Annotated in this window: 15 protein-coding genes; 9 read left to right on the forward strand and 6 right to left on the reverse strand. The window is 54.4% G+C overall.

The window, feature by feature from the left end:
* The 5 genes from H7C18_RS11335 to H7C18_RS11355 all read left to right on the forward strand — a co-directional run bounded on the left by H7C18_RS11335 (window position 1) and on the right by H7C18_RS11355 (window position 2,556).
* Complete coding sequence (locus tag H7C18_RS11335; RefSeq protein ID WP_185129169.1) at window positions 1–387, forward strand: hypothetical protein; 387 nt, start codon at window positions 1–3, stop codon at window positions 385–387.
* Window positions 388–734: 347 nt separating this feature from the next.
* The gene (locus H7C18_RS11340) at window positions 735–983 is read left to right on the forward strand and encodes a hypothetical protein (RefSeq protein ID WP_185129170.1); all 249 of its coding nucleotides are present in this window, start codon (window positions 735–737) and stop codon (window positions 981–983) included.
* A gap of 101 nt (window positions 984–1,084) precedes the next feature.
* Window positions 1,085–1,606 carry a hypothetical protein gene (locus H7C18_RS11345; RefSeq protein WP_185129171.1) on the forward strand — a complete coding sequence of 174 codons (522 nt, stop codon included), beginning with the start codon at window positions 1,085–1,087 and terminating at the stop codon, window positions 1,604–1,606.
* A 148-nt stretch (window positions 1,607–1,754) separates the two neighbouring features.
* Window positions 1,755–2,027 carry a chorismate synthase gene (locus H7C18_RS11350; protein ID WP_238357650.1) on the forward strand — a complete coding sequence of 91 codons (273 nt, stop codon included), beginning with the start codon at window positions 1,755–1,757 and terminating at the stop codon, window positions 2,025–2,027.
* 112 nt (window positions 2,028–2,139) lie between these two features.
* Window positions 2,140–2,556, forward strand: a complete 417-nt coding sequence (locus H7C18_RS11355) for a hypothetical protein (protein ID WP_185129172.1) — start codon at window positions 2,140–2,142, stop codon at window positions 2,554–2,556.
* Between the two features lie 71 nt (window positions 2,557–2,627).
* Here H7C18_RS11355 and H7C18_RS11360 read toward each other — a convergent pair whose 3' ends face one another.
* Window positions 2,628–3,485 (reverse strand): SDR family oxidoreductase, encoded by an 858-nt coding sequence (locus H7C18_RS11360; RefSeq protein ID WP_185129173.1) that lies wholly within the window; start codon window positions 3,483–3,485, stop codon window positions 2,628–2,630.
* Between the two features lie 176 nt (window positions 3,486–3,661).
* On the opposite strand from H7C18_RS11360, the gene H7C18_RS11365 reads away from it, so the two are divergent.
* Window positions 3,662–4,255: a TetR family transcriptional regulator gene (locus H7C18_RS11365; protein WP_185129174.1), complete on the forward strand. Its 594-nt coding sequence runs from the start codon at window positions 3,662–3,664 to the stop codon at window positions 4,253–4,255.
* Window positions 4,256–4,324: 69 nt separating this feature from the next.
* Here H7C18_RS11365 and H7C18_RS11370 read toward each other — a convergent pair whose 3' ends face one another.
* From H7C18_RS11370 to H7C18_RS11380, 3 genes are all read right to left on the reverse strand, one after another.
* On the reverse strand, window positions 4,325–5,317 hold the full coding sequence (locus tag H7C18_RS11370; protein WP_185129175.1) for a phosphotransferase: 993 nt from the start codon (window positions 5,315–5,317) through the stop codon (window positions 4,325–4,327).
* Between the two features lie 457 nt (window positions 5,318–5,774).
* Window positions 5,775–6,116 (reverse strand): SRPBCC family protein, encoded by a 342-nt coding sequence (locus H7C18_RS11375; protein WP_238357636.1) that lies wholly within the window; start codon window positions 6,114–6,116, stop codon window positions 5,775–5,777.
* 104 nt (window positions 6,117–6,220) lie between these two features.
* A complete protein-coding gene (locus H7C18_RS11380) occupies window positions 6,221–6,559 on the reverse strand; it encodes an ArsR/SmtB family transcription factor (protein WP_185129177.1) in 339 nt (112 codons plus the stop codon).
* 292 nt (window positions 6,560–6,851) lie between these two features.
* Here H7C18_RS11380 and H7C18_RS11385 point away from each other — a divergent pair, with 292 nt between their 5' ends.
* Window positions 6,852–8,807: an elongation factor G gene (locus tag H7C18_RS11385; RefSeq protein WP_185129178.1), complete on the forward strand. Its 1,956-nt coding sequence runs from the start codon at window positions 6,852–6,854 to the stop codon at window positions 8,805–8,807.
* Between the two features lie 60 nt (window positions 8,808–8,867).
* On the opposite strand, the gene H7C18_RS11390 is transcribed toward H7C18_RS11385, so the two are convergent.
* Entirely contained in the window at window positions 8,868–9,761 is an 894-nt protein-coding gene (locus H7C18_RS11390) for a LysR family transcriptional regulator (protein ID WP_185129179.1), read from the reverse strand.
* Between the two features lie 116 nt (window positions 9,762–9,877).
* Here H7C18_RS11390 and H7C18_RS11395 point away from each other — a divergent pair, with 116 nt between their 5' ends.
* Window positions 9,878–11,110 (forward strand): YbfB/YjiJ family MFS transporter, encoded by a 1,233-nt coding sequence (locus H7C18_RS11395; RefSeq protein ID WP_185129180.1) that lies wholly within the window; start codon window positions 9,878–9,880, stop codon window positions 11,108–11,110.
* Between the two features lie 43 nt (window positions 11,111–11,153).
* Here the strand turns inward: H7C18_RS11395 and H7C18_RS11400 are convergent, their stop codons facing one another.
* Entirely contained in the window at window positions 11,154–12,071 is a 918-nt protein-coding gene (locus H7C18_RS11400) for an MBL fold metallo-hydrolase (protein ID WP_185129181.1), read from the reverse strand.
* A gap of 142 nt (window positions 12,072–12,213) precedes the next feature.
* Between H7C18_RS11400 and H7C18_RS11405 the strand changes: the two genes are divergently transcribed.
* Window positions 12,214–13,068: a helix-turn-helix transcriptional regulator gene (locus H7C18_RS11405; protein ID WP_185129182.1), complete on the forward strand. Its 855-nt coding sequence runs from the start codon at window positions 12,214–12,216 to the stop codon at window positions 13,066–13,068.
* Window position 13,069: the final 1 nt, after the last annotated feature.

A 13,069-nucleotide genomic window follows, 5' to 3' on the forward strand; every position in this document is an offset into this window, starting at 1 on the left:
ATGAAAGGACTCGGTCGAACGCGGCTCATCGGAACGGTGCTGCTGCTTGCCGGAGTCGTATGGGCATTGACGATGAAGGGAATTGGAACGGAAGAGTGGTTCCTGCTGCTGTCGGGAACGGTATTGGGCGTCGTCGCCGGGATGATTCAAGGATGGATCCTGCTTCTTCGGGACCGCAGGCAGATCGGATCGGGCAAGATGAAGCTCTGGATCACGGGGATCCTCATCGTGTTTATTGCCTTGAAAGTCACCATTAACATGACAATTCCTTCGTATCTGGCTACGAGCGAGAACGGAATCTGGGTGTCGATTGTGTTTGCCATCGGGGGCCTTCTAATCGGACGTTCCTTTTATTCCCGTCTTCGGTTGAAGGAAAAGCTCTCGTAAAACGGGACCTTCGGCAGTTTGGAGTTGAGCAAAACGTCAGCTTGTTCGGCGACTGCGGGCAAATGCAAAATTTTTTCCGACTATTCCGCCCATGTAACTGAAATCGAGGTGAAGAGGAATCATGGCTTCCCAAGAAGGCCGGCTATTCTTTATCGATAACCTGAAGTCGGCGCTTACTCTTCTGGTAGTGCTGCATCATTTGGTGTATTTTTCGATTATGTACGGGGTATTCGATCCCTCGTCTAACCGTATCAGATGGTATTCAAAATGCTAAGTGGTTAGGCACAGATCCATATAATCCTGACAGAATGGTAATGCATCAATCGACTGAATACAGTGGCTTACTCATGACTATTGGTTATCCTCCATCCTGGAGTAAAGATGGTGATAAAATTGTATGGGATTCTCAGCCGGTAACTGGTAACTGGTATGCATCTATAACAAGACTCGGCAACGATGCCCATGCAACCCAACCAATTGGTTGGTTTACCGATGCCGACATAATTGATGTTTCTGATATTTATGTTACAAAAGATGGGATTCAAAGGGTCTATCGTGTACAGACCTCAATTGATTTCGCTGATTTTATTGGATAATTTTATTTTGATATAATATAGTTTATTCTCAGTAGATGGGGGGCTACCCCCATCTACTCCATTATTTAGTTTTAATTGATGCCTGCAAAGGAGAATTGATAATGCATAAATTAAAAACAACATTTCTTGTTGTGGGTCTGTTTCTTACTTTGATTGGTTGTTCAAACTCTCGTCAATCTTCAACTCCTTTAACAGAAGATGATATAAATAACTACATTCGCGACAATAAGATAAATAAAATTGCTGTAGAAATGATGAATGATTATGCTGTAGTGTTATACAGCGAGGCTAATATTGAAGGGTATCATCTGATTTACAAAGATGATGATGGAAATATACAAGATCAAAACTTTTATGAGGGAACAATGACAGATGCTCCCGTTCTAATAGCGGGATCAGCATCAAGAAATCCTTTCGTTACAGTTCTAATCAATGATGATAAGTTACTCAAAACAGCATCCACAGTTGAAATAACCTTTGAAGATGGAACTATAAATCGCAAAAACATCAGTGGAAAAGGGGCAATAATTCCTTACGGAAAAGAAGTTAAAGGAGTTATGAACTATTCCAATGTTGTAATTTATGACGCGGAAATGAAAGTGCTTTACTCCTATCCGAAGTAAGTCAGTCTTGCCGCTTTGCGTGTTACCGACTATTTCTTCCAGAGTGCAGCCGAGAAAATAGGGAATATGAACGCATTCTCATATTATCAGGTCCTTTGAGGGTATAGCGACAGGAACGTTGCTGTGCGAAGTGTTGAGCAACACAGACATGCATCCATCTGCTTACGACGACATTAAGATGATTTATAGGCAAGGACATGCGGATCAGACCTACGATAAGAAGTACGAGATACGCGATCACCGTGGGAGCGGCCGAGCTTCCGGCAGGGAGACGGCCGCGCGGATTGTAGTCGGAGTCGTGGGCGCAGGTTGCTGGAACTGCGAAAGAGATTGTCCTCGAATTATGCCTGTCATCGAAGCCATGACATGTTTGGATATCGAGGACCATTATAAGCGTCAGGCCGCGTTATTGGGCGGATAACGGCGAGAAGAATGGGTAATGTTGTACGGAAACATTTTCCAACCCCTATGTTATAATTGCAGTAGCGATCGGAAAATCGACCCTAATCATTCCTTAAGAACGGAGTGATTCCATGTACCCGAAGAGATACGCCTTCTTCGTACCTGAAAGAGGAGTTTTTTGCATTCCGGTGTGGATCCCATTTTTCACTTCATCTAATCGGTACTTTCTTCTTGGGAAAGGGACAGCTGGCGAACTCATTACAAATCTGCTCTTATCGGCAGTCTTGTTTGCAATCGCGCTGTTATATGCAAGAAGAAGATTTCCGATCCTCATTATGGACGATTATTTTGAAACCAAAAACAATAGATACATGGCAGAAGAAATAAAGGAGCTTAAGCTGCACCGCAGAACGGGATGGGTATCGATCAAACTGCACAAGGGACTGGATTCAAAGAAATTCATGCTTCGCAAAAAATATCGGCCTGAAGCGGTCGAGGTCATGATGGAATGGGCAAGCCGGAACAAGGTGAATTGCTCATTTAAATAACCTATATCTAGCCAAGCCAGCCCTCAACCTGATGACAGGTGGGGGGCTGTTTGACGTTTAATATTAAAGGGTTATTGAGAAATCGAGTCTTTTAAAAAATCAGTAAAATTCACCGGGGATCTGCCAATCAAGTTTTCCAAAGCGGGATTGGTCTGTGAGAAATCTCCCTGTCGGCTTGCTTGAAACATACCCGTAAGCATGCCGATCATCTCTTCCGACAGTCCTCGGGACACCAGGTGGTTCCGATATTCATCATCCGACACGACAATTCGCCGAATCGGCCGATCCAAGACCTTGGAAGCAATTGATGCCATTCTTTCCATGTCAATCGCTTCGGAAGCCGTAAGGTGAGGAGTTATGCCGTCATATGTTTGCTCTGTCAGGATTACCGCTGCGGCTTCGGCCAGGTCGGAATGGGTGGTCCAGGCAACAGGACCATCCTCCGGAGCCATCAATTCCCCTGTTTTCAAGGCATCACCCATCCACATTATCGCGGATGCGGCATAAAAGCCGTTTCGCAGCGACGTGAAAGCTATTCCTGAAGATTCTAGCATCTCTTCTGTAGCAGCATGAACGTTCATAGGAGGAAAATGCGACGTTGCGGATGAAAACATTTGACTAGTGTACAGCAGTCGGCCAACACCAGCCTTCTTGGCCGAGTCGATTGCGGTTTGATGCTGACGAACCGCAACTTCTCCCAAGGAGTGGGACGAGATCATGAGAACTTGAGACGCTCCTTCAAAGGCGTAAAGAAGACTTTCGGAATCATCGAAATGTCCTTGCCGAACGCGAACTCCGCGTTCTTTTAGATCCTGTGCCTGGTTCATATCACGGACACTTACACCAATATCCCCGGCAGGAACACGCTTTAGAAGCTCCTTCACAACCTTCCGGCCTAATTTGCCATTCGCCCCTGTAACAACAATCATTTCTGCACTCATCCTTTCGTTTGCACACCGATTTTGTTTGTGCAATCATAAACGTATAAGGTAAAAATAAAAGGATGGAGTTGCGCGAACAACCTGCAAAAAGCTGTTTTTGTTGCGTTCCCGACATTTTTGTCCTTTTGTCCGTTATTTGAGTTTAAGAGAAAGAGGGGGGTAAAATGTCGGTAAATCCCGAGGATCCGCGTGTTAAAAGAACCCGTCACTTGTTCGTGCAGGCTTTTAACGAGTTGGTTGGGAAAAAGAGAAACGTCTATTCCATTTCGGTGCGCGATATCACGAATCAAGCAACCGTAAATCGAACAACATTTTATGCGCATTTTCAGGATAAATATGAGTTCCTTGAATATTGGATGACGGAAAAGTTCCAAATGGCTATAAAGGATAGATTGCAAGAAGAAACAAGATGCAGTGCCGACAATTTGCGAATCCTTATTCAAACCATATTCGATTTTCTTTTGCAGTTTCAACAATGCCGTACGCCGGGAGACAAGCAATTTGAAGCGATGTTTGAAAATGCCATGCAGCAGGATCTCCATCGACTCCTGCTTAAACGGGTATATGAAGGGGACACCCAGGGCTTTTCGCAAGAAAAATTGGAGGCGATGGCGCTCGTTATCAGTTGGGGCATATTCGGATCGGCTTTGCAGTGGAGCCGGAACCCGCAAGATCGCACAGCGGAGACGATGTTTGATGAAGTCATTGAGGTTCTATCGGTCCATTTGACCCCTTTTTGGGAGCAAACAACCGGCTAAAGATATCTTCCCCACCGCAAGGAGAGCGAATCTTCTGCTTCAAAACCCTCCAACAAAAGCGACGACAGCTCATGCCCACTCGTCCAATATTTCCATTGCCTTTAATCGAAGAGGCCAGGTCTCCTCCATAATGTCCAGCATGCTACGGCTTCTTGAGCGGTTAGGGAACCGAGCGGCAAGCCAAGCTTCCCGGGGCAATCGATATAAGGAAGAAATCAATTGGCGTTCGGCCGGGTCGAAAGGACGGAGCTCTTCGTATCCTTTTAACAACGAATGGATGAAAACGGGATTAAAGTGAGTTGTGTTCATGAGCGCGTTTGCTACGTCAACATAGATGGATCCTGGCTTAACGCGGTCCCAATCGATCATGTAAAGCTGCCCGTCATCGGCAATGATGACATTCTGCGGAGTAATATCGCTGTGTATCAATGCGGGACAAGTCATTTCCTTTTCCAGAAGGCCTGCAATCTCCGGGCTCTTTAATTCGGCCCAGGACCGATCTGAGATTCGGTTGCAGGAAGCTCCGTACCTTTTATACCATCTACGAAACCGTTTATTCATTTGGCTTGCTTTTGCGGTCTGTCTGCGAAAGAGACGGTCTTGATTCTGCCATAACCGGATGTGGCTATAGAAGGGGCCTTTGACGGGAGAGGGAAGACGGGATGCTTCGTGCAAGGAGGCCAGGGCTCGTCCAAGCTTTTCGAAATCCTCCTGACTCTCCATTCTTCTTCCATTGATCCATGGGCATACGTAGAAGGGCCTTCCTTGATGTAAAGTCCATAACTTCCCGGTATGGCTCGCGAGCCATTTCGGCATGGAGTCGAAGTCATGATTCATCAAGAGCTGTATATAGTCTGCGGCTGCTTTTATTTGGTCAATTGTACTTGTGCGGAGCAGATTGCTTCGGAAAAAGGGCTTCATCGCATAAGCCCCGTTCTCCGTCTGTACTCGAACGACGGCATTCTTGCGGTAATAAGACGCGACCGAGTCCGTACGCAGCGGAATGAGACCGAAGCGGCGGACAATTTGGCGGACTCGGCTTTGGGGCAAGGGATTGGCCATGGGCCACCTCGCTTCCGTCAAGATGACGATCTGAGTGGAGAGTTATTAGTCAGGTTATTCATGGAGGAGGGGGCGTGTTTGGGTAAGTGCCTCTTATTCATGGACTGTAAACCGACGAATCCAGCGAGCGTCGCGAACACAACGGAAACGGCTTTTTTCCGGTTGTTCGAAAGGCTTCGCTATCTCCAGTCACATGGGATCTTCTCCGACATCGCATTTCGCTCCGATGCTTGACCAAGCGGCAACAGAGCAAATTCTGCAAGCTTCGGGAATTCCCTTTACTTCGCTTCGTAACGGCTTTTACACCGAAACGCCGCTGATGCTGGCGAGTGGAGCCACCCAAACAGGCGAATTGATCGCTCCCGAGGACGGCCCGGTAAGGTTCCGACTCATCCAAAATTACGCACGGCATAGCGGCGGAAATGTTCGGTCACGGCAATTCGCGATTATTTCGCCTTTACTGGTCCTGGTCGCGCAGGTGCGTCGCCAGGTCGTCCAGCGTATGGGACCAGCCGTCGTAATAGTACTTATCGCCGGGGTGACCGGCTACTCCGCGCAGGTGGAAGATCATCTCTGTGCGGTCGCCCTGTGCGGTGAGGGTTAGGGTCACGACAGGGGAATTCTCGATGGGATCGTCGGGGTAGCCCCAGGTGAAGACGAGCCGTTCGAAAGGTACGACTTCGAGGAACACGCCTCCGGTGTGATACTCCTCGCCGGTCTCGCTATTGACCATCGTGTAGCGGTAGCGTCCGCCTTCTCTGACGTCGAAGGAGATGGACTCCAGGGGTGTCGAAGGCAACCAGCCCGCGAGCTCCTTCTTCTCGGTCCAAGCGCGCCATACGAGCTCGCGGCGGGCATTCAGAGTGCGGGTAATGGTGAATTCCGGTGCGGAAGCGGTCATGTTCATTGTTCCTCCTCTGAGTTCATGGTTTTGAGGTGCTCTTCCATTGCGTCGAAGCGCAGGTTCCACTCGCGGCGGTGCTTTTCGACCCAGGCCGATGCCTCATCAAGAGGCTCGGTACGAATCTTCAAGGTCCGCCACTGGGCGTTCGCCGTGCGTTCGATCAGCCCTGCTCGCTCCAGTACTTTGAGATGCTGGGAGATCGCGGGTGCGCTTATCCCGAAGGGCTCGGCGATCTCCCCGACTGTCGCGGCCCTCTGTGACAGTCGGGTCAGGATGTTCCGGCGCGTCGGATCGGCGAGTGCAGCGAAGATGAGGCTAAGAGTGTCCTTCGCAGCCAATTAAAAGACTCCTTAATTAAGAATATTCTTAATTATGCATTGCAATGGTTGATCATGTCAAGCTGCCGGGGATTTAATGGCTTACTGCCCTTGTTCCAAAAATGATAATCAGTTCTTTGCGCTGGCAACGCTGACGGCTATAATGGTTCAAGATGTTCCTGAAAAATTCGGATCGATTCATACAGGCAATAACGGATACGCCCGGCTTGGGCAACCGCTTCTCCTCGGCTGACGAGGATCGGGAGCGAGGAAAGGAGACGGCGAGGATGAGAAGCTGCGGAGGAGAAGAACGATGAAGCGGCTGACGATCGGCTTGTTCGCCCACGTGGATGCGGGCAAGACGACTTTCGCGGAGCAGCTGCTCTACCATACCCACAGCATCCGGTCGCGGGGCCGGGTGGACCATCAGGATGCGTTTCTGGACAGCCACGACATCGAGCGGGCCCGGGGCATTACGGTGTTCGCCGACCAGGCGATCATGGAATACAAGGGCGACACTTATTATTTGATAGACACCCCGGGACACGTCGATTTCTCTCCGGAGATGGAGCGCGCGATCCAGGTTATCGATTACGCCATCGTAATCGTCAGCGCGGTGGAGGGCGTCCAGGGCCATACGGAGACGGTCTGGCAGCTGCTGCGCCGTCACCGGATTCCGACGTTCTTCTTCCTTAACAAGACCGACCGGGTCGGCGCGGATGCGGGCAGAACCGAAGAGGACATCCGCCGCCAGTTGACCGGGGATGTCTGTTCTCTCACGGCAAATTTCGCCGGCGGTGTCGTCGGAGAGGCGCTGCGGGAGGCGATGGCGGAGCGGGACGAGTCGCTGCTCGAAGCGTTCCTGGAGGGGAGGGAAGACCAAGCTTTCTGGCTGAGCGCCTTGCGGAAAATGGTGCGGGAATGCCGTCTCTTCCCTTGTGCCGACGGCTCGGCGTTGCAAGATGCGGGCGTGGTGGAATTCCTGGAGCAATTCCGCCTGCTGACGACGGCGACTTATGATGAGACGGCTCCGTTCGGAGGCCGCATTTATAAGATCAAGCACGATGCGAACGGGACGAGGCTCACGTTCATCAAGGCGCTGAGCGGCACGCTGAAGGTCCGGGATCAGCTCAGCTACGAGAGCGGCGGGCTTCGTTACGACGAGAAGATCACGCGGATCTTCCTGGTCAACGGCTTGAAGTCGCAGCCGGTGGAGCAAGCGGCGGCCGGCGATCTGTTCGCGGTGGCCGGCTTGTCCGCCGCTGAGGCCGGTCAAGGCTTGGGGGTGATCGCGGACAGGCTCGCTTACGAGTCGGAGCCGACGCTGCAATCGAAGGTGGAGTTCGACGACTCGCTTCACGTCCAGCAGGTGCTCGGCGCGTTCCGCATGCTGAACGCGGAGGACCCGTCCCTGAACGTCGTCTGGGAAGAGAGCCTGCAGGAGATTCACATTCGCGTCATGGGCTTGATCCAGCTGGAGGTGCTGGAGCAGCTGGTGAAGGATCGGTTCGGCTTCGCGATCTCTTTCGGCCAACCGGAAATTCTCTATAAAGAAACGATCCAGTCCGCCGTGACGGGGTACGGGCACTTCGAGCCGCTCCGGCATTATGCGGAGGTGCATCTTCTGCTGGAACCGGGGGAACGCGGGAGCGGGCTTCAATTCGCCAGCGCGTGTCATCCGGATGACCTCGGCGTGAAGGATCAGAACCTGATTCGGACGCATCTCTACGAGCGGGAGCACCACGGCCTGCTGACGGGGATGCCCGTCACGGATCTGAAGATCACCTTGCTGCGGGGCGGCTCGCATAACGAGCATACGCACGGCGGCGACTTCCGCGAGGCGACTTTTCGCGCGCTGCGGCAGGGGTTGGAGAAAGCGGACAATGTGCTGCTGGAGCCCTTCTACGACTTCAAAATCAAGGTGGGCATCGACGAGATGGGGAGAGTGCTCTCCGATATTCAGCGGGCCTCCGGTACGTTCGAGCCGCCGCAGACGATGGATACCCATGCGGTCATTATGGGAAGGGTACCCGTGTCGACTTTTATGAGCTACAGCACCGAGCTCGCTTCCTTCACGCATGGGCGAGGCAGCATCCGCTGCGTGTTCGGCGGCTACGACCGGTGCCATAATGCGGAGGAAGTGATCGAACGGATCGGCTACCGCAAGGACGCCGACCCTCTCTATACGTCCTCCTCGATTTTCTGCGCCAAGGGAGCCGGCTACTCCGTGCCGTGGGACGAGGCGGAGGCCAAGATGCACCTGCTCTAAGCGGATCCGGGTATGCAATATGGATTGGATTATGCAGGGCCATCCCGCCAGGGATGGCCTTCAGCTTGCGGCTTTAGAGGACAACGAGTCCCTTATGGCGTCCATTAACAACAACGAGGCTTTGCCCAGGTGGTTTTTCTCCTTGCAGACGATGCCCATGGCGACGACGGGATTCAAGTCGGCGAAGGGCCGGATGACCAAGGTGCCTTCCTGCTCCAAGCCGCTGTACATCGGAACGATTCCGACGCCGAAGGCGGCTTGGACCATTTGTTGAATGACATAGAAACTCCCGACCTCGATGCTGGTGAAAGGATTTTGCCCGGACGGACAAAACGTCGTCTCCCAGAGCTCCCGATAGATGCAGGTCGGCTCCTTGACCAGAACGGTGAGCCCGGCGAGGTCGCTCGTCGCGATGCTTTCCCGATCGGCCAAGGGATGGCTCGCGTTCAGCAGAACCCCTAATCGGTCCTCGGTCAGCGGCTCGAACTCGAGCATGAGGTTCGCAGGCGGAGCCGCGCAGACGCCGAAGTCCAGCTCGCCGCTCCGCACCCTCTCCGCGATCAGCTTGCTGCCGCTCACTTCCATGGACAGCTCCACTTTCGGACGGGATTGGCAGAAGCCGGCGATAATCGCCGCCAGCTTCTGGCTGGCGATGGGCTCGATCGCGGCGAGACGGACGGAGCCGTCGTCTCCCGCCGCGATATCGGCGACGGTCTGCCTCATGGAGCCGACCGACCTCAGCAGCGCCGCGGCCTCCCGGTGGAGCCATCGGCCGGCTTCGGTCACGATGACGCGTTTGCCGTCGCGCACGAACAAGGAAACGCCCAGATCGGCCTCCAGGCGCTGAATCTGAAGGGTTACGGTGGAGGGAGCATACTGGAGCTCCTCGGCGGCTTGCTGGAAATGGCCCAGGCGCACGCAGGCTTCGAAGGTTTTCAGGGCTCGAAGGTCCATCGTCGTCTCCTTTGGTTTAAGAAATACAAATCATTCGTTCATATAATTCAATTTTACAAAACATTCGCGCGGATTTACACTAGGGTCGACAAATTCTTTTAAGGAAAGTTGGGGCTATGGGCACGAAATCCGCATTTAACTGGATCACGTTGTGGGCATCGCTTTTGTTTGTCGTCATCCTCGGTTTTTCCAGGCTCTCCTACGGGATGTTTCTACCGGGAATCCAGCGGGAGATCGGGGGGAGCTACGGACAGCTGGGTATCCTGGGGACGGTCAACTTTATCGGTTATTTGGCCGGGACGCTATGTCTGTCTCCTTTGATCTCGCGATATCCGGACCGCAAGCCGATCCTCAACCGATGGACTTGCATTCTGCTCGGATTGGCCATGGTCGGCTCGGCGTTCAGCGATCATCCGGCCGAGCTCGGGCTGTGGCGGTTCGCGATCGGGTGGTTGTCGGCGTTCGCCACGGTGCTCGTGCTGTCCATCGCGATGGACGCCGTCCGTCCGGCGGAGCGGGGAGTGGCGTCGGGTCTCATCTGGCTGGGCGGCTCCGCCGGCATTCTGGCGACGGGCTTGCTCGCCCCTCTGACGATTGATCCCTCTCAATTGCAGGGGTGGCGGTACGCTTGGGCGGCCATGGGCTTCTTCGGCGTGATCGCCGCGGTCGGATTCGAGTACGTGACTCGGAAGCGGGGAACGGCGGGCACTGCCTCGCCGGCGGCATCGAACCCGCGAGAGCAAGCGGGCGAGAAGGTGTACCGTCTCCTGCTGAGTCCGAAGAAGCTCTTGTTCCTGATCGCCTCTTATTTCTTCTTCGGCTGGGGCTACATCATCTACTTCACGTATTTGATTCCCTATCTGACGAGCCAAGGCATTCCATCCCTCTATGCCGGGCTAGTCTGGTCCGGAATCGGCTTCGCGGGTTTATTCAACGGATGGATCGGGGGCAAAGCCATCGACCGATGGCCGAGCGGGTATACGCTGGGGTCGGGGTTGATTCTGGGGACGATCGGCACGCTGGGCGTCACGACCGGCCATCTGTTCGGGACGGCGGCGGGCGCGGTCCTGATCGGGCTGGTCTCCTTCATTACCCCGCCGCTGATGACGACCGCGCTTCTTCGGCGCCATGTCCCGCATCATGCCTATGCGGCATGTCTGAGTCTGGCCACCGCTTTTTTTGCCGCGGGGCAGATCATCGGTCCGATCGTGGGAGGCGTAGGGGTTGACCGGTACGGCTTGCGGTTCGGCGTCGCGTCCAGCGCGATCTTTATGGCGATCTCCGCCGCGTTGGCCGGTGCATACGGACGCCAGCAGCGAAAGCAGGAGGCTCGCGATTTCGGGGGCTGAAAGAAACGGAAGGGCGCTCCGCCGGGCGCCCTTCCTGACATTTTCACCACCGATACTCTGTCGCTTCCCAGGACCAGCTCGCACCGCGCTTGACGATTCGCCCCAGACTCGGCCATGGAAAATGGTACGCCAGCACGAGCAGGTTCTCTTCGGCTGCGCGGTCGAGCAGGGCGCGCCGCGTGCGAACGGTCTGCTCCGGGTCCAGGTCGAAGGCGGTCAGCCATTCCGGGTGCTCTGCCGTCAGCCGGTAATGCGGCCATGCATCGCCGACGACCAGCAGCGAATCGCCATTGGAGGAGACAAGGAACGCGCTGTGCCCCGGCGTCTCTCCCTTTGCAGGCACGGCGGCAACGCCCGGGTAAATGACTTCATCTTCCTCGATCAGCCTCAGCCTCGGTTGAAGACGGGCGAGACAGCTCTGCGCCGATTGCACCGTTCTTTGCTTGAGAGGCTCCGGAAGCGCCAAGGAACTAAGATCGGGCTGTTCCATCCAGAACGTCCACTCCGCTTTGGGCAGCACGTAATGAGCGTTAGGAAAGGAAAACCCGCCTTCCTCGTCGAAAATACCGCCATAATGGTCGCTGTGAGCGTGAGAGAGGATCACGGTATCGATCGCTTCGGGGGCGATCCCGAACGCTTGCAGGTTCGAACGGACCTTGCCGACGAAGTCGACCTTTCCATTGGGTCCAGGCAATTGCCCAAGTCCCGTATCGATCAGGATCCGATGCTGCCCGGCATGAATATACAGAACGCTGATCTGCATCGGCACCTGATCGGCCGGCAAAGCATGGGAGCGAAGGGCGGCAGCCACCTCTTCCCGGGTCGCATTCGTAATGAGAGACGCGGGCAGCGAGTAGCCGACCTCGTCGCTAAGGACAAGGCAGCGGAAATCTCCGACGGCTACCGGATAGACGCCGGCAGGACGGACATCGGGCGTGATCGGTTGGGTTTGATTCGGCATCGTGTGCCTCCTTTTTTAGGGAAATGGAATGGGGCTGCGCATGTGTTGTCTCGTTTGCTGAACTTGATTATACTGGGTTCGTGCTGATCGGACGCGGGCTTCTTAAGCCTAGGTCTCCCGGTAACAGTTAGGAGCGCTGGATATGAACGATAGCGAGCGGCGCAAGCTGCTGGGCGAGTTTTTGCGCGAGAAGCGGTCAGGCGTATCTCCGAACGACGCGAATCTTCCGTCCGTCTCCCCGCGCCGAAAGCCGGGACTGCGCCGCGAGGAAGTCGCGCTGCTTGCCCATGTGGGGGTATCGTGGTACACCTGGCTGGAGCAAGGACGCGACATCCGCCCCTCGGCGCAAGTGTTGGAGAGCTTGTCGCGGGCGCTCCGGCTGACTCCGGACGAGCGGCGGCATCTTTTCCTGCTCTCCGGGCAATCCCTTCCTCCGCAAGCGGATCCGGTCGAAGAGATGGCCGGATCACTCCTGCAGCAAGCGGTCCGCGAGCTCGGGCCGGCGCCCGCCATGGTGATCGGGCGACGCTGGGACTATCTGGCATGGAACGAGGCGGCTGACGAGGTGTTCGCGATTACTCGGCCGAATCGGACAAAGCCGATCTATGAGCTCAATCTGATCTGGCAGTTCTTCGTCAATCATGAGGTCAAGCGGCGATTCCGGGCTTGGGACCGGGTGGCGGGCGGCTTGGTGGCGGAATTTCATACGGCGAGAGCCCGTTATCTGGAAGACCCGTCGTTTGACGGGTTGATCGAGGATTTGAAGGATGCCAGTGCCGATTTCGGCCGAATATGGCTTCAGCATGACGCACGCAGCGTCCTGGACGGATCCATCGAGTTGGAGCATCCTTCGCTGGGACTGCTGGCGTTCGAGCATTTGACTCTGCAGGTTCCCCGGGATCCTGACGTCCGGTTGATGATGTACCTGCCGTCACCGGAGACGAGGGCCAAACTGGCTCATCATTTGGAACACCATTCATCAGGGAAAAGGAAGTGAC

This window comes from Cohnella zeiphila (assembly GCF_014212055.1).
GTDB lineage: Bacteria > Bacillota > Bacilli > Paenibacillales > Paenibacillaceae > Cohnella > Cohnella zeiphila.